Origin of the sequence: Glycomyces sp. NPDC047010 (assembly GCF_040644205.1) — a bacterium.
In the GTDB taxonomy this organism is placed as follows: Bacteria; Actinomycetota; Actinomycetes; order Mycobacteriales; family Micromonosporaceae; genus Glycomyces.
Genome location: NZ_JBEYVY010000023.1, coordinates 1 through 18,474, shown reverse-complemented (window position 1 = coordinate 18,474; position 18,474 = coordinate 1). Strand labels below are relative to the sequence as shown.

The 18,474-nt window shown below is 73.7% G+C and carries 14 protein-coding genes; 9 read left to right on the top strand and 5 right to left on the bottom strand.

Annotation, left to right across the window (positions count from 1 at the left end; translation table 11 throughout):
- Nucleotides 1-115: 115 nt before the first annotated feature.
- Nucleotides 116-2,005, bottom strand: coding sequence for an alkyl sulfatase dimerization domain-containing protein (locus AB0A65_RS26615; RefSeq protein WP_359955888.1), 1,890 nt, complete (start codon nucleotides 2,003-2,005; stop codon nucleotides 116-118).
- 239 nt (nucleotides 2,006-2,244) lie between these two features.
- Between AB0A65_RS26615 and AB0A65_RS26610 the strand changes: the two genes are divergently transcribed.
- From AB0A65_RS26610 to AB0A65_RS26590, 5 genes are all read left to right on the top strand, one after another.
- The gene (locus AB0A65_RS26610) at nucleotides 2,245-2,748 is read left to right on the top strand and encodes a hypothetical protein (protein ID WP_359955885.1); all 504 of its coding nucleotides are present in this window, start codon (nucleotides 2,245-2,247) and stop codon (nucleotides 2,746-2,748) included.
- A 155-nt stretch (nucleotides 2,749-2,903) separates the two neighbouring features.
- Nucleotides 2,904-3,902 (top strand): dihydroxyacetone kinase subunit DhaK, encoded by a 999-nt coding sequence (gene dhaK, locus AB0A65_RS26605; RefSeq protein WP_359955882.1) that lies wholly within the window; start codon nucleotides 2,904-2,906, stop codon nucleotides 3,900-3,902.
- Nucleotides 3,903-3,916: 14 nt separating this feature from the next.
- Nucleotides 3,917-4,558: a dihydroxyacetone kinase subunit DhaL gene (gene dhaL / locus AB0A65_RS26600; protein ID WP_359955879.1), complete on the top strand. Its 642-nt coding sequence runs from the start codon at nucleotides 3,917-3,919 to the stop codon at nucleotides 4,556-4,558.
- Nucleotides 4,555-6,951 carry a dihydroxyacetone kinase phosphoryl donor subunit DhaM gene (dhaM, locus tag AB0A65_RS26595; protein WP_359955876.1) on the top strand — a complete coding sequence of 799 codons (2,397 nt, stop codon included), beginning with the start codon at nucleotides 4,555-4,557 and terminating at the stop codon, nucleotides 6,949-6,951. Before dhaL ends, dhaM begins: the two co-directional genes overlap by 4 nt.
- A 77-nt stretch (nucleotides 6,952-7,028) precedes the next feature.
- Nucleotides 7,029-7,418, top strand: a complete 390-nt coding sequence (locus tag AB0A65_RS26590) for a cupin domain-containing protein (protein ID WP_359955873.1) — start codon at nucleotides 7,029-7,031, stop codon at nucleotides 7,416-7,418.
- A 64-nt stretch (nucleotides 7,419-7,482) separates the two neighbouring features.
- Here AB0A65_RS26590 and AB0A65_RS26585 read toward each other — a convergent pair whose 3' ends face one another.
- On the bottom strand, nucleotides 7,483-8,061 hold the full coding sequence (locus AB0A65_RS26585) for a CGNR zinc finger domain-containing protein (RefSeq protein ID WP_359955870.1): 579 nt from the start codon (nucleotides 8,059-8,061) through the stop codon (nucleotides 7,483-7,485).
- A 46-nt stretch (nucleotides 8,062-8,107) separates the two neighbouring features.
- Here AB0A65_RS26585 and AB0A65_RS26580 point away from each other — a divergent pair, with 46 nt between their 5' ends.
- A complete protein-coding gene (locus tag AB0A65_RS26580) occupies nucleotides 8,108-8,809 on the top strand; it encodes a metallophosphoesterase (protein ID WP_359955868.1) in 702 nt (233 codons plus the stop codon).
- A gap of 9 nt (nucleotides 8,810-8,818) precedes the next feature.
- Entirely contained in the window at nucleotides 8,819-9,436 is a 618-nt protein-coding gene (locus tag AB0A65_RS26575; RefSeq protein ID WP_359955865.1) for a LysE family translocator, read from the top strand.
- A gap of 56 nt (nucleotides 9,437-9,492) precedes the next feature.
- On the opposite strand, the gene AB0A65_RS26570 is transcribed toward AB0A65_RS26575, so the two are convergent.
- Both AB0A65_RS26570 and AB0A65_RS26565 read right to left on the bottom strand, forming a co-directional pair.
- On the bottom strand, nucleotides 9,493-9,867 hold the full coding sequence (locus AB0A65_RS26570) for a nuclear transport factor 2 family protein (protein WP_359955862.1): 375 nt from the start codon (nucleotides 9,865-9,867) through the stop codon (nucleotides 9,493-9,495).
- Between the two features lie 89 nt (nucleotides 9,868-9,956).
- On the bottom strand, nucleotides 9,957-13,817 hold the full coding sequence (locus AB0A65_RS26565) for a S8 family serine peptidase (RefSeq protein ID WP_359955859.1): 3,861 nt from the start codon (nucleotides 13,815-13,817) through the stop codon (nucleotides 9,957-9,959).
- Between the two features lie 106 nt (nucleotides 13,818-13,923).
- Between AB0A65_RS26565 and AB0A65_RS26560 the strand changes: the two genes are divergently transcribed.
- Nucleotides 13,924-14,895: a helix-turn-helix domain-containing protein gene (locus tag AB0A65_RS26560; RefSeq protein WP_359955856.1), complete on the top strand. Its 972-nt coding sequence runs from the start codon at nucleotides 13,924-13,926 to the stop codon at nucleotides 14,893-14,895.
- A 72-nt stretch (nucleotides 14,896-14,967) separates the two neighbouring features.
- A complete protein-coding gene (locus AB0A65_RS26555; protein ID WP_359955853.1) occupies nucleotides 14,968-15,864 on the top strand; it encodes an ABC transporter ATP-binding protein in 897 nt (298 codons plus the stop codon).
- A 98-nt stretch (nucleotides 15,865-15,962) separates the two neighbouring features.
- On the opposite strand, the gene AB0A65_RS26550 is transcribed toward AB0A65_RS26555, so the two are convergent.
- Nucleotides 15,963-18,474 (bottom strand): AfsR/SARP family transcriptional regulator (locus AB0A65_RS26550; protein ID WP_359955850.1); only part of this gene is annotated, 2,512 nt, incomplete at its 5' end.

Here is an 18,474-nt window from a genome sequence, read left to right as displayed (position 1 = left end):
CCCAATATTAAAACCCAAACCCCCAAAACCCTCAATTTTATTTGGGTGCAGGCTTTCCCGCGGTGTCTTCTGCGCTGGGGGGGGGGGCCCGGCGGGCCCCCCGCCCCCGTTCCCGTCAGGGCGTGACGATGTCGAAGTCGGGGTCGCCGGGGTCGAGGACGGCGGCGAGCCGCCGCAGGACCTCGGCGTCCCCGGTGATCTCGACCCCTTGGGACGCGAGGTTGTCCGAGCCGAGGCCGCCGAGGACGATCGACGGGAGCGCCTTCGCCGGTGCGCTGACGGTGGCGTCGGCGGCGCCGGGCTGCGCGGCCTTGGTGTAGGTGAGGCAGCCGTTGGACAGGCGCAGCCGGTACCGGTCGCCGGTGTCGGTCAGGGCGACGTCGACGGTCAGGTGCTCGTCCCACGCCTTCGGGCCGTTCACCTGGATGGCGAGGGCGTCGAAGAGCAGTTCGGGCGTGAGCTGGCCGAGCATGTCGTGCGAGGCCGTGGCGGTCGGGGTGCCGAAGTTCCCCTCGCGCAGCTCGGTGGCGCCCGAGAGGAAGAAGTTGCGCCACGTGCCGTTCTCGGACCCGTACCCGAGCTGCTCGTACGTGTCGGCGAGCAGGGCGCGGGCGTCGGCGTGGCCCGGGTCCGCGAACACCACGTGGTTCAGGACCTCGGCCGCCCAGCGGTAGTCGCCGGCCGCGAACGCGATCTGCGCGGCGTCCACGGCGTTCTCGGCACCGCCCGCCAGGTCGACGTAGCGCTTGGCCCGCTCGACGGGGGTGTGCTGCCACAGGTTCGCCGGGTTGCCGTCGAACCAGCCGAGATAGCGCTGGTAGATCGCCTTCACGTTGTGGCTCAGGGAGCCGTAGTAACCGTGCGCGGACCAGGTCCGCTCCAGTGCGGGCGGCAGCACCAGCTCCTCGGCGATCTCGGGGCCGGTGAGGCCCTGGTTGAGCAGGCGCAGGGTCTGGTCGTGGACGTAGGCGTACAGGTCCCGCTGCGAGGTCAGGAACGCCACCGCGCGCTCGTTGCCCCAGGTCGGCCAGTGGTGGGAGGCGAAGACGACCTCCAGGTCGGCGCCGAACAGGTCGACGGTCTCGGTGAGGTACTTCGACCAGCCGTGCGGGTCGCGCACGACCGCGCCGCGCAGCGTCAGGAGGTTGTGGAACGTGTGGGTGGCGTCCTCGGCGGCGCACAGCGCCTTGAACCCGGGGAAGTAGACGAGCATCTCGGAGGGCGCTTCGGTGTCGGGCGCCATCTGGAAGACCATCCGCACGCCGTCCACGACGGCCTCCTGGCCGGTGGCGGTGACCTCGTCGGTCGGCGCGATGAGCGTGACCGTCCCGGTCGAGGTCGTCTGGCCGAGCCCTGCGCCGACGGCGCCCTGCGGGCCGCGGGCGAGCGCGGCGCCGTACATGTACCCGGCGCGGCGGCTCATCGCGGTGCCCGCGTAGACGTTCTCGGCGACGGCGTGCTCCACGAACCCCTCGGGGGCGTAGACCTTGACGGCGCCGGAGTCGACGTCCTCCTGGTTGATGACGCCTTTGACGCCGCCGAAGTGGTCGGCGTGGGAGTGCGTGTAGACCACGGCCTTGACGGGCCGGTCGCCGCGGTGCTCGCGGTAGAGCGCGTGCGCGGCCGCGGCGGTCTCGGCGGTCAGGAGCGGGTCGATGACGATGACGCCCTCGTCGCCCTCGATGAACGAGACGTTCGACAGGTCCATGCCCCGGACCTGGTAGATCCCCTCGACCACGGTGAACAGCCCCGCGGTGGCGTTGAGCCTGGACTGGCGCCACAGGCTCGGGTTGACCGTGTCGGGCGCCTCGCCTTCGAGGAACGCGTAGGTGTCGTTGTCCCACACCACCCGCCCGTCCTCGGCGGTGACCGCCCCGGGCTCGCGCCGCGCGATCAGGCCGCGGGAGGCGTCGTCGAAGTCGGCGGTGTCCTCGAAGGGCCCTCCCGCAAGGGCTTCGCGCTGCTGCGCGGCGATGGACTCGGAGGCGGGCTTCGGTTCGCTCATGCCGATCATGGTTGCACCGGGCAGCGGCCCTCGCACCGGAATCGGTCAAGGGTCCGACGGCGCCGCAGCGCCGCCCGAGAGCACGCGTGAGGGTTCCGGGCGGGCGGGGATCGTGCGACGTCGGGGACGACGACGCTGTCGGATTCCTGACGTCCCGTGCGGTGATCCCGGTGTTCGGCGGTGCGGGTGCGGTCGGCGGTGAAGGATCGGCTCCCGTGAACGTCATCGGGGGAGCAGCAATGGGTTCGTACGCAGGGAAAGTCATCACGTCCGCAGTGGTCGGTGCCGCGGCCGCGGTCATCTGGGCCGCCGCTCCGGCGCAGGCCGAGACGGCGGCGCACGAGGAGGGGTATCCGAGCAACGGGGACATCATCGGATGCGCGATCGTCGGGCCGATCGACTGCGGCATCGCCCAGGCCAACGCCCGCGACGCCGAAGAGGCCGCGAACACCCTGGTCGCGGACGGGGTCTTCTCCGGGGACTCGCTGCACAACGGGAAGGCCGACGCGTTCCGGCACTGCTACTGGAACGCGCTCATGGTCCACTACATCGACTTCGACCAGGCGCAGATCATCGCGAACCGCCACGAGGCCGACCCCAACCTGCCGCAGGACGAGGTCGGCATGGACCTCCACAACAACGCCGTCGGCCGCGACATCGGCGCCCGCGAACCGGTCGACATCTATGCGCACGACGAGTGCAAGTGGTCGGCCCTGGACGGGCGGCTCGTCACGCTGAAGTGAGCCCGAACCGAGGTGCCGCTCCGGGTCCGCCTGAACGGCGGGATTCCGGGCGGTATCGTCGGAACGGTCCTGTTCGGCGTGATCGCGCACACCGCGGCCGACCGCACCTCGGCAGTCGGGCCGGCAGCGGCCGACCTCGAAGCGGAGATGGCACGATGAAGAAGCTCATCAACGACCCGGCGAACCTGCTCGCCGAAGCACTGCACGGCATGGACAGAGCGCTTCCGGGCGTCACGATCGACCACCGGAACCGGATCGTCTACCGCGCCGAGCCGAAGGACTCCGGGAAGGTCGCGCTGATCTCCGGCGGCGGCTCCGGCCACGAGCCCCTCCACGGCGGCTTCGTCGGCCCCGGGATGCTCGATGCGGCCTGCGCGGGCGAGGTCTTCACCTCCCCGACCCCCGACCAGCTGGTCGAGGCGACCAAGACCGCCGACCGCGGCGCCGGGGTCCTCCACATCGTCAAGAACTACACCGGCGACGTCATGAACTTCGACATGGCCGCCGAACTGGCCGCCGCCGAGACCGGCGTCGAAGTCGCCACCGTCGTCGTCAATGACGATGTGGCCGTGGAGGACTCGACCTGGACCGCGGGCCGCCGCGGCGTCGGCCTCACCGTGCTCCTGGAGAAGCTCGTCGGCGCCGCCGCCGAAGAGGGACGCGACCTCGCCGCGGTCCAGGCCCTCGCCGAGCGGATCAACGCCCAGGGCCGCTCGATGGGCATGGCGCTCACCAGCTGCACTGTCCCCGCTGCGGGCAGGCCGACCTTCGACCTGCCCGAGGACGAGATGGAGATGGGCGTCGGCATCCACGGCGAGCCCGGCCGCCACCGCGTGCCGCTCGCGCCCGCCGCCGAGGTCGCCCGCCAGCTCGTGGAGCCGGTCCTCGCCGACCTCGACTTCGGGCCCGGGCCTGCGATCGTCATGCTCAACGGCATGGGCGGCACCCCGCTCATCGAGCAGTACCTCATGTACGGCGAGGTGGCCGCTCTCCTGGAGAAGGCCGGGATCACGGTCGCCCGCACCCTGGTCGGCAACTACATCACCTCGCTCGACATGCAGGGCTGCTCCGTCACCGTCCTCAAGGCCGACGACGAACTGCTCCGGCTGTGGGACGCACCCGTGAACACCGCCGGGCTCCGCTGGCGCGCTTAGGAGAAGAGGACCACATGACCGCCCACGTCACGCTGCCCGTGCTCACCGAGTGGCTCGCTGGCTTCCACCGCCGAGTGGTGGACCAGGAGCGCCTGCTCACCGAGCTCGACTCCGCGATCGGCGACGCGGACCACGGCTCCAACATGGTCCGCGGCATGACCGCGGTCATGGACAAGGTCCAGGCTGCGCCGCCTGCCACAGTGGATGCCCTGCTCAAGTCGGTCGGCATGACCCTCGTGTCCTCGGTCGGCGGCGCCAGCGGACCGCTCTACGGCACCTTCTTCCTCCGCATGGGGACGAACGCCGGAGCGGTGGCCGAACTCGACGCGGCCGCCCTGGGCGCGGCCCTGCGCGCCGGACTCGAAGGCGTGGTCCAGCGCGGCAAGCCTGAGCTGGGCGACAAGACGATGTACGACGCGCTCGCCCCTGCACTCGACGCCTACGATGCCGCGGTCGGCGCGGGGAAGCCGATCGCGGAGGCGGCGGCGGACGCGGCGGCGGCGGCGGCCAAGGGGCGCGACTCGACCAGGGATCTGGTGGCGCGCAAGGGCCGCGCCAGCTACCTCGGTGAGCGTTCCGCCGGGCATCTCGACCCCGGGAGTGCTTCGGCCGCAATGCTGATGGAGGCCCTGGCGGAGGCGGTCGCATCTTCATGAGCAGCGTCGGCATCGTCGTCGTCTCGCACAGCCCGGTCCTGGCGCAGGCGGCCGTCGACCTCGCCCTGGAGATGGTCCCGGCCGACCCGCCGCGAGTGGTGGTCGCCGCCGGGACCGCCGACGGCGGCACCGGGACCGACGCCGTGCGCGTGGCCGACGCGATCACGGAGGTCGCGGAGAACGGCACGGACGTCCTGGTCTTCATGGACCTCGGCTCCGCCGTGCTCAGCGCGGAGATGGCGCTGGAGTTCGCCGACCCCGACATCAACGTGCGGCTCACGAGCGCGCCCTTTGTGGAGGGTCTGCTCGCCGCGGTCGTCTCCGCGGGTGCGGGCGCCACGCTCGACGAGGTCGAACGGGAGGCGTCGGGTGCGCTGGCCGCCAAGCGAAGCCACTTGGAGACACCGGACGCCCCTGACGACCGGCCGCAGGCGCCGCTTGCGGATGCGGCGCAGCACCTCGACGTCGCCATCGTCAACACCGACGGCCTGCACGCGCGCCCGGCGGCCCAGATCGTCGCGGCGATCGGCGCTCGCGACGCCTGGGTGACCGCGCAGAACCTGACGCAGGCGGGCACGACCGTCGCCCTCACCGGTCCCACCGCCGTGCTCACCATGGGAGGCCGCCGCGGCGAGGTCATCCGCCTCTCCGCGGACGGCCCCGACGCGGCCGCCGTTCTCGCCGACCTCGAAGCGCTGTTCGCCGACGGTTTCGGCGAGCCGACCGGCCCTGCGGCCGTGTCGGTTCCGGTGGTGTCGCAGCCGATCGGGGTCAGCCCCGGGCGCGCCGCCGGGCCCGTCCTGCGGATGCCCGAGCCGGTCGAGGAGCCCGCCGCGACGCCGCGGCTGGAGTCCGCCGAACGGGCCGCCGCAGCCGCGGCGATCCCTGTGGCAGCCGAAGCCGTTGCGGCCGAACTGCGCCGACGTGCCGGACTCGCCGCAGCTGACGCCCGCGGCATCCTCGAAGCGGGCGCGCAGCTCGCGACCGATCCGGGGATCATCGCCGATGCGCAGCGCGCGGTCGCCGACAGCGGCGTCCCCGCGGCCCGCGCCGTGTGGGACGCGTTCGGCGAGCCGATCGAGGGACTCCGCGCCCGCGGCGGCCGCATAGCCGAGCGCGGCAGCGACCTGGCCGACGCCCGCGCCCGCATCGTCGCGGCCCTCGAAGACCGGCCCTTCCCGGGCCTGCCCGGCAGCGACAAGCCGTACGTCCTCCTCGCGCGCGACCTCGCCCCGGCCGACACGGCCCTGCTCGACCCGGCCAAGTGCCTCGCGCTCGTCACCGAGGAGGGCGGCCCGACCTCGCACACGGCGATCCTCGCTCGGGCCTTGGGTATTCCGGCGGTCGTCGCGGCCCGAGGCGCCTGGGCCGAACCCGGTGGCACTGCGCTCTTGGTTGACGGGACGACCGGCGAACTCACCTGGAACCCGTCTGAGGCCCTGCTCGAAGACCTTGCCAACACCGTTCAGACCGCGGCGTTCAACGGACGGGGTGCGACCGCCGACGGTCACCCGATCGCCCTGCTCGCCAACGTCGGCTCCGAAGGAGACGCACGCGCGGGCGCCGCGGCCAACGCCGAAGGGGTGGGACTGTTCCGCACCGAGTTCTGCTTCCTCGACCGAGACGACGAACCGAGCGTCGAAGAGCAGATCGCGGCCTACCGCGGCGTGCTCGCCGCGTTCCCCGGCAAGAAGGTCGTGGTCCGCACCCTCGACGCGGGCTCGGACAAGCCGCTCGGGTTCGTCGCGACCGAACCCGAGGGGAACCCGGCGCTCGGCGTCCGCGGCTACCGGACCGCCGCCGTCCACGCCGACCTGCTCGACCGCCAGCTCCAGGCCATCGCGCGCGCCGCCAAGCTGGAGTCGGCGCACGTCGCCGTCATGGCCCCGATGATCGCCACTGTCGATGAGGCCGCGGCGTTCGCCGCCCAGGCGCGCGGGCACGGCCTGACCGACGTCGGGGTCATGATCGAGACCCCCGCCGCGGCACTGCTCTCCGCGCACCTTCTCGCCGTGGTCGACTTCGTCAGCCTCGGCACCAACGACCTCACGCAGTACACCATGGCCGCCGACCGGCTCCTCGGCAGTCTCGCGCCGCTCAACGACCCCTGGCAGCCCGCGGTCCTCCAGCTCGTCGCCCGCGCCGCCGAAGCGGGCCGGGCCGCGGGCAAACCGGTCGGCGTCTGCGGCGAGGCCGCCGCCGACCCGCTGCTCGCCGCCGTGCTCACCGGCCTGGGCGCAACGAGCCTGTCGATGGCACCGCGGGCACTGCCCGCCGTCGCGGAACTCCTTGCAGGCGTGAGCGAAGCGCAGTGCCGCCAGGCTGCGCTCGCCGCGACGGCGGCAGTCAATGCCGCAGAGGCCCGCGCTTCGGCCCGCGAGGCGCTGCACTGATTCACTCTCTTCAGCGACAAGTGTCCAACGGCACCGTCCCCAATGCGCTGTACTATTTGTCCGTGAATGTCGTAATTATGAAGAATGAAAATGGCACCTACGCGGGTGCACAGGGCGGCCAGTTCTCCGCGGGCGTGTCCCGTGAATCGGCCGGATCGGAACGGCTGTGCCTGCACCGGGTGTTCATCGAGGCCCGCACCGAGACCCGCGCGCACATGCACGACGGCCACGAGTCGGCGATCTACGTGCTCGCCGGTCGCCACCAGATCCGCTACGGCGACGAACTCCAGCACCTGGCTGACCTTGAACCGGGGGACATGGTGTACATCCCGGCCGGGATGCTGCACCAGCCGATCGTCGGCGACGAGGACGTCACCGCCCTGGTCGCGCGCACCGACCCGGCCGAGCAGGAGTCGCTGCGACTGCATTCCCCCGCGCAGGCCGAGACGGTCGGCGCCAGCGCGTAACGCCAGGGCCGCAACGGATGAGCACGGGCGGGGGCGCCTTGACGGTGCCCCCGCCGTCGTGGTCCTACCGCTGGCGTTCGGCGTGGCGGGCCACTCGGGCCCGGTTGCCGCAGGAGGCTTTGCACCACTGCTGGCGGCCGTGGTCCTGGACGAAGTAGCGGACGCAGCGCGGGGCCTGGCAGGACCGCAGTCGCGGTGCGAGCGGGCCGGTGAGGAAGTCCAGGACGGCGAGCGCCAGGGTTCCCTCCACGAGGACCTGGCCCGCCGCCGCAGAGGTGAGGCTGCGTCGCACGCCGTCGTCGCCGACCATCACCGTCCACTCAGGATCGAGTGCGTTGACGGCCGCCGCGAGGCGTTCCCCCGCCTCCTCGTCGCTCATCCGCCGCTGCCGCTCGACGCGGCTCGCCGGATGCGGGGCGACGGCCGCGGCGAACGCCGAGCGCGCCGCGAACCTGATGGAGCGCAGGCGCTCCGCCTCCTCGCGGGTCCGCGGAGGCAGTCCGGGGAAGTGCGCGGCGAGCCAGGCGTCGATGTCCGTGTCCTCGGCGAAGTGGTCGGCGACGCCGCCTTGGCCGTCGTGTGCGATCGTGCCCGCAAGGGCCAGCGCAAGGTCGCCGTCGGCGCCGTCCGGGAGCACCCGCATCGCCCCTCCTAATGGTTAAATCAGATTTAGTGTTAGCTTAGCAGGCATGAGCCTGACCCTGCTGCACCTCAGCGACCCCCACCTGGACGGCGGCGAAGCCCGCGCCGACCGCCTCCGGTCCGTCCTCGACCTCATGCCCGCCTCAAGGCGGCCCGACGCGATCGTGGTCACCGGCGACGTCGCCGACCACGGCGCCGAGGCCGAGTACGACCAGTTCCGCCGGATCATGGCCGACCGCGGCCCCTGGATCGCCGCCCCCGGCAACCACGACGACCCCGCCCGCCTCGGCGGCGACGGGCCCGTCACCAGCCTCGCCCTCAAGGGCCTGCGCGTCATCGCCCTCGACGTCACCGTCCCCGGACAGGACCACGGCCGCCTGCGACCCGATGTCGCCGACCTCGCAGCCGAGCACGCGGCGGGCGCCCAGGCCACCGTCCTCGCCTTCCACCAGCCGCCGCTCGTCCTGGGCCACAGCTACATCGACTCCATGCGGCTGCGGAACCCCGACGCGGTCGAAGCGCTCATCGAGCGCATCGGCACCGTCGCGGCCGTCCTCTGCGGCCACGCCCACACCCCCGGCGCCGCGGTGTTCGCCGGCGTCCCGCTCCTCCTCGCGCCCGGCATCGTCTCGGCCCTGCGCCCCGACCCCGACCACCGGCCGCTGACCAGCGGCGACGTCCCGCCCGCGGCGGCCCTGCACCGCTTCGACGGCGCCGCGGTCACCACGACGTTCCACTCCGCCGCCTAGCCCGCGCCGATGCTGCACTCGCTCATCGGCTTCGCGCTGGCGATCCTGCCGATCGTGCTCACGCCGGGGGCGAGCTTCACCCTCATGGCCGCCCACGCCCTCGGCGGCGACCGCGGCGCCGTCCCCCGCATCGCCGCGGGGACCGCGCTCGGCATCCTCAGCCACGCCGTGCTGGCGGCGGTCGGGCTGTCGGCGGTCGTCATGCAGTCGGCCCAGGTCTACCGGATCGTCCAGTTCGCCGGGGCGCTCTACCTCATCGGCCTCGGCGTGCTCACGATCCTCCAGAACCGCAGGGCCCCAGGTGAAGTCGAGCCAGAACTTCCGGTGCCGCGCTTGCGGCTGCGCACCGCGTTCCTGGCGAACCTGCTCAATCCCAAGGCCGCAGCGGTGTACCTGACGCTGGTCCCGCAGTTCCTCGCGCCCGAGGACTTCACGATCCCGAACGTCCTGGCCCTGGCCTGCGTCCACGCCGCACTGACGGCCGCCTGGCTCCTCGCCTGCGCCGCAGCCCTGCGCACCCTCCGCGCCCGACGGCTACCGATCCCGGGCCGGGCGATGGCCGCCGTCGGCGGCGCCGTCCTCATCGGACTCGGCGTGCGGACCCTGCTCACCGCACGCCCCGCCTGAAGTCGACCGCGGGCGCGGGAGGCCGCTCCCGTGGCCGCGGCGGTGGACCGGCGGGACTACGGCAGGCTCGCGCCGTGTGCCTGGACCACTTGCCATCTGCCTTGGTGGAACACCCAGGTGCGCGTGTAGAGCATTGCCGCCTCGAACGGCTCGCCGCCCGCGAGGCCGGCGATCCTGACGCGTGTCCTGGTGACCCCCGCCTGGCCGAACCGGCGGGCGGTGCTCTGGATCTGCTCCAGGCTCGTGAGCCGGAGCGCCCCGGAGGCGTGCGACTCCAGGTCCTGCGACCGGTCGAACTCGGCGCCGTCGGGGGCGACGTAGACGACGTCGGGGTGCAGCAGCGCCTCCAGCGCGGCGACATCGCCTTCCAGTTGGGCGCGTTGCAGTGCGGTCTCGGCGGCCGCCAGTGAGTCTTCCGCGGGTTCATTCATCGGCGTCGATCATCGCACGCGGCCTCCGGGCGAACCCCTCCGGAGCGGGCCCTGCGCCTGCTCCGGAGGGGGTGCTCAGTGCACGTCGCTCAGAACGACACGGCCCTGATGATCTCCTGGTCGATCCGGCCGCCGGAGCGGTCCTCGGCGCTCACCTGGAAGGAGAGGAAGCCGTCGCCGCCGCGGGGGGCGCTGCCGGGCAGGAAGACCAGGTACTCCCCGGTTCCGGTGGGCAGTGCCAGGGCCCGCTGCCAGGTCGCGCCGTCGTCGAAGGAGGTCTTGAACGCCATGGACCTCGTCCGCACCGCGTCCCCGGCCTCATCGCCGACCGTGAGCCGGATCAGGTTCAGTCCCAGGCGTTCCCGGGAGCCGGGCACGGTGTTGTCCATGTCGAGCCCGAGGTCGTAGTCGAGGGTCAGGAGCGGGACCGGCTCGGCCGCGTCCGGGTCGGTGGACTGCGAGGTGAACGTCCACTCGGTGCGCGTGCGGGTCGACTCGCCCGCCCATGTCGAGTCGTTGTTCACCTCGTAGGTGAAGCGGTAGGTCTCGCACTCCGGCGGGAGGGTGACGGTGCCCCTGGGGCGCTGGCGGGTCTCGCCGAGGAGTTCGTCCCCGTGCCAGATCTGGAAGTGCGAGTCGATGCCGTCCTCGAAGGTGTTGGAAGGGGTCTCGGTGAAGTTGCCGCCGTCGTCGATGACGCCCGCAGTGGGGATCACCAGGAGGTCGCCCTGCCGGGTGACCGGGTCGTCGGGGTCGAAGGCGGGGGCGAGGGGCTGGCGGAACCAGGTCTGCGCGTAGCGGCGTCCGGCCTCGTAGGAGGCGAGGCCGCTGGTGAGGTTTAGCGAGCCGGTGGGGTCCTGCGGGTCCATGTAGTTGTAGGGCCGTTCGGGGGCGTGGACCGCGTACTGCCAGGCCACCGCGGGGTCGCCCACGTGGTAGTCGGTCCGGGTGCGCGGCGCCCCGAGGAGCGGCGTGATGATGCCGGTGGCGAGCGGGGCGCCGGGCTGGAACGCGTACGACACCTCGCTGAAGGTGTCCTGGTCGAGCATGGAGTAGAAGTCGCGCTCCACGGCCGCCAGGTCGTCGGTGTCGGCCGTGTAGGACAGGTCCGCGGCGATGCCGCCGCGCTCGGCGTAGACGAGGTCGTAGCGGTAGGGGCTCTCCCTGGTGCCGGACGCGGTCGCGGTGAGCGGGCCGCCGTCGAGCGCTTCCAGCAGTGCGAGGCCCTCCTCGTGGGAGAGTCGCACGGTCGGCACTTCGAGGAGGACGCCGGTGGCGCCGAGCCGGTTGCTCAGGCCCGGTTCGTCGTTGTAGACGGCGACCATCGCGGCTCCGGCCGCGGCGGCCCGTCCCGACTGGACTGCTACGGAGTCCTCGTCGCTGCGCCGGATCAGGGCCAGCGCCCCGTCGAGGTCGGCTGCGGCGATGTCCGCTTCGGTGCCCGCTCCGGCGTCGGCGACGCGCAGGTCCTGCTCGCCTTCGACGGCGGGGAACTGCCAGGAGTGGTCGCTGAACCAGTCGGCGCGGAAGTACTGCGGGTGCAGGTCGACGCCGGGGGCGTCGAGTTCGATCGCGGGGGCTTCGAGGCGCCACCGGGAGGTCGCGGTGAACTCGCCGACGGTCACATCGTCGGTGGGCAGCATGAAGAACCGCTCCTCGACCTGCGCCCCGGCGCCGTTGAGGTCGTAGTCGAAGGCGGTCTCGCCGTTGGCGAAGGTGCGCGTCCACGCCAGTTCGACGGCGCCGCCGGTGTTGGCCCGGCTCTCGTGGTCGGGGGTGTCGACGGTGACCTCCACGGCGTCGCGCGCGTCGAACGTGACGTGGGTGTCGCCGTCGACGACGAGTTCGGGATCGCCTGCGAGCGTGGTGTGCAGCGGCGCGTCGGTGTAGGGGCTGCCGTCGCTGTCGGCCCATGCGGGCTTGGTGTAGATGTACGACATCACCGAGTAGGTGCCCGCCGGGACGCGGAAGCAGTTGGGGCGGCCCTCGCACCGTTCGCGCATCGGCTCGCCGGTCTGGACGTCGAAGACCAGCGACTGCGCCAGGTTCGCCCAGGTGCGGGCGGGGCGGCCGTCGCGGGCGACGGCGTCGACGACGAGTTCGTAGCGGGCGTCCTCGATCGCGAACGCGACGGGGGTGCGCACCTCGGTGCCGTCGCCGGTCGCGGTGAGTCCGCCGAGGTAGTTCCCTGCGGCGGTGTCGGGGTCGAGTGCGACCCGGGCGGTCGCGGTCCCTCCGGGCGGGACCGTCAGCGTCGCGGGGGTGACGGTGAGCCCGGTTGCGGCCGTGCCGTTCTCGTCGGCGGCCGCCGCTTCGAGGTCGAGGACCGCCGCGGTCGCGCCGGTGTTGGTGTAGGTGACGTCCCGGACGACCGGTTCGGTGCCGTCCTGCGGGTCGGGGAAGAAGCCGAAGTCGAGTGAGCCCGCAGAGGGCAGCACCTCGGCCTCGACGGACCGGGCGGCGTCGACGCGTCCGGCGCCCTGCTCGAACACCGTGGCGTCGCCGTTCGGCACCGCGCCCGCCATGAGGGCGGCCTTCACCTCCTGCCCGGTCAGGTCCGGGTGCGCGGCGAGCAGGAGCGCGGCGGCCCCGGCGACCATCGGCGAGGCCATGGACGTGCCCGAGTACGCGGTGTACGCGCCGTCGCCCTCGCCGGTCCCGTCGGCCCGCGCGGCCAGGATGCCGACCCCGGGGGCGGTGATGTCGGGCTTGAGTCCGAAGCCGCCGTAGACGGGTCCGCTGCTGGAGAAGTCGGCGAGCGCGTCGTCGTGGTCGACCGCGCCGACGGTCAGTGCCGAGGGCGCGTCGCCGGGGCTGCCGATGCACGCGTCGCAGCCCGCGTTCCCCGCGGCCACCACGAACAGGGCGTCGGTGCTGCCGCTGAGCGCTTCGATCGCGGCGGTGAGCAGCGGTGCCTCGTAGTGCCCGGGCGGCAGTCCGAGGCTCATGTTGACGATGTCGGCGTCCTGCCCGGCCGCCCATTCCATCCCGTCGATGAGCCACGAGACGCGGCCGCCGCCTTCGTCGTCGAGGACCTTCCCGACCAGGAGGTCGGCACCGGGCGCGACGCCGGAGTAGGTGCCGCCGGTTCCGGCGACGATGGAGGCGACGTGCGTGCCGTGCCCGTAGTGGTCCCGGTGGTCCTCCTCGTCGGTGAAGTTCGCGGTGGCGGCGATCTGCCCGGCGAGGTCGGGGTGGGTGTCGTCGATGCCGGTGTCGAGGACGGCGACCGTGACGCCGGAGCCGTCGACGCCGGTCTCCCAGACCTCGTCGGCCGCGATCTGGGCGGTGCTCCGGTCGAGGCGGGCTTCGACGGGCGCGTCCAGCCAGAGCTTCTCGACGCCCGCGAGCGGGCCCGCGGCGAGCGCGCCCGGCCCGTCCTCGACCGACTCGGCCAGTGCCGCACCGAGCTCGGCGGCACCGGTCTTGTCGAGTTCGAGGCCGGCGGCGCCGATGCTCTCCAGTTCCGCGGTCGCCTCGGTGCCGGGGATCGCCGTGTCGCCCAGGGTGGTGGTCGCGGCGTACTCGGCGAGGAGCGGCAGCCGGCCGCTGTGCGCGTCGTCGAGGCCCTGGGCGGCGAGGGCGGCGACGTCGAACAGCGCGGCGTCGAGGCGGTCGGGCACCAGGGCCGCGATGTCGGAGGGGATCACCTGGACGCGGTCGCCCTCGCCGCTGACGCGGAACTTGGGGACGGTGCCGTCGGTGCGGGGCGCGGGGGTGACGGTGACGGCGGCGCTGCCGTCCGGGAGGCGGTCGAGGTGCACCACGTCCCCGGTGACGAGGGTGACGTCGACGGGCGCGGTGGCGTCGTCCTGGCCGAATTCCACTGCGGCCGTGGGAGGCTGGGCTTGCGCGGGAGCGGCGACGGCGACGCTCAGGGTCGCGGCGATCGCGACGGCGGTCGCGGCGGCGAGCGGGGTGCGGGGCAGTCTGCGGGCTGGGTGTGTCACGCCGACTCCTTCGGGGAGTGTGTGGTTTGTCGACCATTCTCACGGCGCCTCCCGCCCATGATCAACTTCCTTGCGTGGCGGACTTCGGCCATGGCAGAATCCCGCCATGCTTCAGACCTTGGGCGTGAGCGAGTCCGACGAGGCGCTGTACCGCGCACTGCTGCGGTCCCCGGGGTCCACCGCCGACGAGCTCGCCGAGGCCCGCTGCGAGCCGGTCGCGGCGGTGCGGCGGGGCCTGCACCGGCTCGAAGAGCTGGGCATGACCTCGCGGTTGACCGGCTCGCCGCTGCGGTTTCAGCCGACCCGGCCCGACGTCGCCGTGGACGTCCTCGTCGCGTTGCGGCGCAGAGAGCTCGCCGAGACCGAGGCGGCGGCGCAGTCCTTGATGGACGAGATCGCGCCCGAGCACCGGGCCGGCCCGGAGGAGCTGGTCGAGATCGTCCAGGGCCGGCAGGCGGTGGCCCACCGCTTCCTCCAGCTGGAGCAGTCGGTCACCGAGGAACTGCTCGTCCTGGACCGGCCCCCGTACTCCCAGTCGGTGGACCAGGCGAGCGACAGCGAGAACGAGCTGCTGGCGCGCGGGGTGACGGTCCGCGGCATCTACGCCGCCGAGGGACTGGAGGAGCCGGGCCGGATGGCCGAGCTGGAGCGGCTGGTCGCGGCGGGGGAGCAGGCGCGGGTCTCGCGGCTCGTGCCGATGAAGCTCGCCGTCGCCGACCGCTCGGTCGCGCTGCTGCCCTTGAGCTATGAGCGCATCACCGAGCAGGCGATGGTGGTGCGCGGGTCCACGCTCGTCGACGCCCTGGTGGCGCTGTTCGAGGTCCTGTGGCCGCTGTCCCTGCCGCTGCACGAGATCGCGGGGCGCGCCGTGCCCGACTCCGGCGGGCCGGTGCTCGACGAGCCGGGCCAGCGGCTGCTGTCGCTCCTGGCGGCCGGCCTGAGCGACAAGGCGATCGCCCGGGAGCTGGCGATCAGCCCGCGCACGCTGAGCCGCCAGCTCGCCGTGCTCACCGAGGCCCTCGGCGCCCGGACCCGCTTCCAGGCGGGGGCGCAGGCCCGGGAGCGCGGCCTGATCTGACCGGGCCCGCCCGTGCCGGGCGTGTCAGGCGGCTGTCAGACCGGTGTCAGGACCGGCCGCGAGAGTCGGCGCATGACAGACACAGTTGTCGCGGTCTCCGGGCTGCGGAAGACCTACGGCCGCAGGACCGTCCTCGACGGCGTCGACCTCGCCGTGCCCGCGGGCGCGGTCGTCGCGGTGCTGGGCCCCGGGGAGTCCGGCAAGTCGACCCTCGTCGACATCCTCGCCGCCAGGACCGCCCCCGACTCCGGGACCGTCCTCGTTTGCGGACTCGACGCCGCTGCCGACCCGGCGGCCGTGCGGTCCGCAGTCGGGACGGCGGCTCCGGTCGCGGACCCCGGGCAGGCCGGCGCTGCGCTCCTCGAACGCGCAGGCCCCCCGCCGCCCGGTCTGCTCGACCGGCTCGGCCTGGCCGAGGCCCTCGCACGGCCCGTCGCGACGTACGCCGCCAGCGTGCGCCGCCGGTTCGAGCTGGCGCTGGCCCTGGCCGGGAGCCCGCCGGCGGTCCTCCTGGACGAGCCGACCGCCGGGCTCGACGCCGCCGACCGCCGGACCGTGCGGTCGATCGTGCGCGGCCTCGCCGCCGACGGCGCCGCCGTGCTCGTCACGACCAGGTGCCTCGCCGAGGCCGACCGGATCGCCGACACGGTCGCGGTCCTCGACCGCGGCCGCATCGCGCTGCGCTGCGACCCGGACGAGCTCCGGCGCCGCATCCCCCAGCGCCATGTGCGCCTGCGGTTCGCGACCGAGTACGAGTTCGCGGCGGCCTCCCGGGTGCTGAGCGACGCCGTCGCAGGGGAGGAGCCGCTGGTCCTGCGGGTGCCCGGCGACAGCGGGACCCGGTCGCTCCGGTCGCTGCTCGACCGGCTCGACGAGTACGCGCTCAGCGCCGCGGAGTGGTCGGTCCCCGAGTCCGATCTGGACGACGTGCTGGCGGCGCTGTCGGACGCCGCCTCCTCAGGGCGCTAGCACCGCGGCGACCGGCCGGTTCCGGTCGCCGGACGCGCCCGCGGCACTCGCCGGTTAGGGAGCCGGGACCGCGGCGACCGGCCGGTTCCGGTCGCCGGTCAGGGAGCCAGTACCGCGGCGACCAGCTTCTCCCGGTTCCCGGAGGCGCCCGCGGCGGTCGCCTCTGCGAAGCCCTTGTCGCCCAAGGCAGTCCGGGTCGCCGCCTCGATCCGGGACACGTCCGGGAGCGAGTGGTCCTGGAGCCCGCGCACGGCCGCGCCCGCCGCGAGCAGCCGCGCCGCCCCGGCGTGGTCGCCCGCGCGCAGCGCCTGGTCGGCGACGCCCACGAGGACCTGCGCGGTCAGCGGTGCGTGGGCCGCCTCCGCCGCCGCGGCGACCGCCGCGACCCGGTGGCCGCGAGCCGCCGCCGCGTCCTCGGCGAGGTACCCGAGGAGGTCGTGCCGTACGGCGCGCACGTGCGCGCGTCTGCTGTCGTCGCCGAGCAGCTCCGCGAACGCGTCGAGGCGCTCCCGCGCCTGCGCGGCGTCCCCGTTCCACCGGGCGAGTTCCGCCTGCGCGAGCGCGAGTTCGGCGAGCGCGTTCGGCCAGGCGACCCGCTCGGCGGTGCGCTCCGCCTCGGCCATGGCGGCGGCCGCGGCCCCGGGGTCCCCGGCCAGGAAGTGCAACTGGGCCTGCCTCGACCGCACCGAGACGGCGTCCTCGTTGGCGCCGAACTCGGCCATGACCGCGACGGCCCGCCCGTACAGTTCGCAGGCCCGCGTGAACTCCCCGCGCATCGCGATCCGGTTCGCGAGCTCGGTGAGCGCGAACGAGGTGCCCCAGCGGTCGCCGAGCGCGCGGAATGCGGCGAGCGCGGCCTCCAGGTGCGCGTCCGCCTCGGTGCCGTCGCGGCCGAGCACGATCCCCAGCCGCCCGAGGTGGAGCCGGGCCAGGGCCCCCAGCCACGGGTCCTCGTCGCCGAGGAGGTCCTCGAATGCGGGCGCGGCCTCCTCGGGGGCATGCACGAGCCGCTCCAGGGCGGCCGTGAACCGGATCGCCCGGTGGCCCGGCGGCACGCGCAGGCTGATCGCGTAGGCGTGGCGCAGCCACTCGTCGGCCTGCTCGCGGTCGCCGGGACCCCATGCGGCGAGGTCCCGGACGGTCCGTCCGTTGTGGATTCCAGCATGGACGGCGCGGGCGTACACCACCGCGCGCACCGCGTCGTCGACCTCGCCGGGGAGCGCGGTCGCGGCCTTGATCAGCTCGTTGCCCTCGGTCTTGTGCCCGCCCAGCCACCAGTACCAGCCCGCCGCGGCGGCGAGCCGCATCGCGTCCTGGGCCTCGCCCGCGCCGATCGCGCCGCGCATCGCCGCCGTGACGTCGTCGTGCTCGGCCTCCAGGGCCGCAAGCCATTCGAGCTGCTCGCCGCGGTACAGGTGCGGCTCGGCGGTCTCGACCAGTTCGGTGACGTGCGCGAGGTGCGCGCGCCGGGCGAGGACGGTCTCCCCCGCCTCGTCGAGGCGCTGGCGGGCGTACTCCTTGATGGTGCCGAGCATCCGGTAGCGGGGCGACCGGCCGTCCTCGGCGATGAGCAGGGACTTCTCGGTGAGGGCGGTCAGCAGGTCGAGGACGCGGCCCGGATCGACGGGCCCGCCCGCGCAGACCCGTTCGGCCGCTTCGACTCCCGCGCCCGAGGCGAACACCGAGAGGCGCCGCAGGACCAGTTTCTCGTCGTCGTCGAGGAGGTCCCAGGACCAGTCGATGACGGCCCGGAGGGTCTTGTGCCGCGGCAGCGCCGTGCGCGATCCGCCGGTGAGCAGGTGGAACCGGTCGTCGAGCCGGTCGGCGAGCTGCCGGAGGGACATGCCCCGCAGCCGCGCCGCGGCCAGCTCGATCGCCAGCGGCATCCCGTCCAGGGCCCGTGCGACGCGCGCCATCGCGGGCGCGTCGCCGTCGAGGTCCTGCCGGACGGCGCCCGCCCGCTCGCGCAGGAGCCGGACCGCGGGGGAGGCCGCGACCGCCTCCGGGCCGTCCCCGTCCTTCGGCAGCGCCAGCGGGGCCACGGCCCACAGGACCTCGCCGGTGATCCCGAGCGGCTCCCGGCTGGTGGCGAGCACCCGCAGGCCCCGGCATTCGCCGAGGACGCGGTGCGCGAACGCGGCGGCCGCGTCGATCACGTGCTCGCAGTTGTCGAGGACGAGCAGCGCCTCCTGTTCGTGCAGCGCAGCGACGGCCCGCTCGGTCGGGTTGTCGCCGGGGGCGTCGCCCAGCAGGCCGTCGCGCAGGCCGAGCCCGGCCAGGACCGCCTGCGCCACGTCCCCGTCGGCGCCGATCGCGGCGAGCTCGATCATCCAGGCGCCGTCGGGCAGGTCTTCGAGCAGTGTCTGCGCGGTCTCGGCGGCGAGGCGGGTCTTGCCCGAGCCGCCTGGACCGATGAGCGTGGTGAGCCGGTTCCCGGCGACGAGGGCGCCCACGGCGGGCACCTCCTCGTCGCGGCCGATGAAGCTCGTCAGCTCCGCGCGCAGGTTGGTGCGGCGCCGCGGCCCGCGCCTGACGACCTCGCCGCGCAGGAGCGCGACGTGCACGTCGGCCAGCTCGGGGGACGGGTCGGCGCCGAGCGCGTCGGCGAGG

What these genes read in the sequence shown, in the direction of transcription:
- AB0A65_RS26615 (WP_359955888.1), bottom strand. Translation starts at nt 2,005, where the DNA reads ATGAGCGAACCGAAGCCCGCCTCCGAGTCCATCGCCGCGCAGCAGCGC.
- AB0A65_RS26610 (WP_359955885.1), top strand. Translation starts at nt 2,245, where the DNA reads ATGGGTTCGTACGCAGGGAAAGTCATCACGTCCGCAGTGGTCGGTGCC.
- dhaK (WP_359955882.1), top strand. Translation starts at nt 2,904, where the DNA reads ATGAAGAAGCTCATCAACGACCCGGCGAACCTGCTCGCCGAAGCACTG.
- dhaL (WP_359955879.1), top strand. Translation starts at nt 3,917, where the DNA reads ATGACCGCCCACGTCACGCTGCCCGTGCTCACCGAGTGGCTCGCTGGC.
- dhaM (WP_359955876.1), top strand. Translation starts at nt 4,555, where the DNA reads ATGAGCAGCGTCGGCATCGTCGTCGTCTCGCACAGCCCGGTCCTGGCG.
- AB0A65_RS26590 (WP_359955873.1), top strand. Translation starts at nt 7,029, where the DNA reads ATGAAGAATGAAAATGGCACCTACGCGGGTGCACAGGGCGGCCAGTTC.
- AB0A65_RS26585 (WP_359955870.1), bottom strand. Translation starts at nt 8,061, where the DNA reads ATGCGGGTGCTCCCGGACGGCGCCGACGGCGACCTTGCGCTGGCCCTT.
- AB0A65_RS26580 (WP_359955868.1), top strand. Translation starts at nt 8,108, where the DNA reads ATGAGCCTGACCCTGCTGCACCTCAGCGACCCCCACCTGGACGGCGGC.
- AB0A65_RS26575 (WP_359955865.1), top strand. Translation starts at nt 8,819, where the DNA reads ATGCTGCACTCGCTCATCGGCTTCGCGCTGGCGATCCTGCCGATCGTG.
- AB0A65_RS26570 (WP_359955862.1), bottom strand. Translation starts at nt 9,867, where the DNA reads ATGAATGAACCCGCGGAAGACTCACTGGCGGCCGCCGAGACCGCACTG.
- AB0A65_RS26560 (WP_359955856.1), top strand. Translation starts at nt 13,924, where the DNA reads ATGCTTCAGACCTTGGGCGTGAGCGAGTCCGACGAGGCGCTGTACCGC.
- AB0A65_RS26555 (WP_359955853.1), top strand. Translation starts at nt 14,968, where the DNA reads ATGACAGACACAGTTGTCGCGGTCTCCGGGCTGCGGAAGACCTACGGC.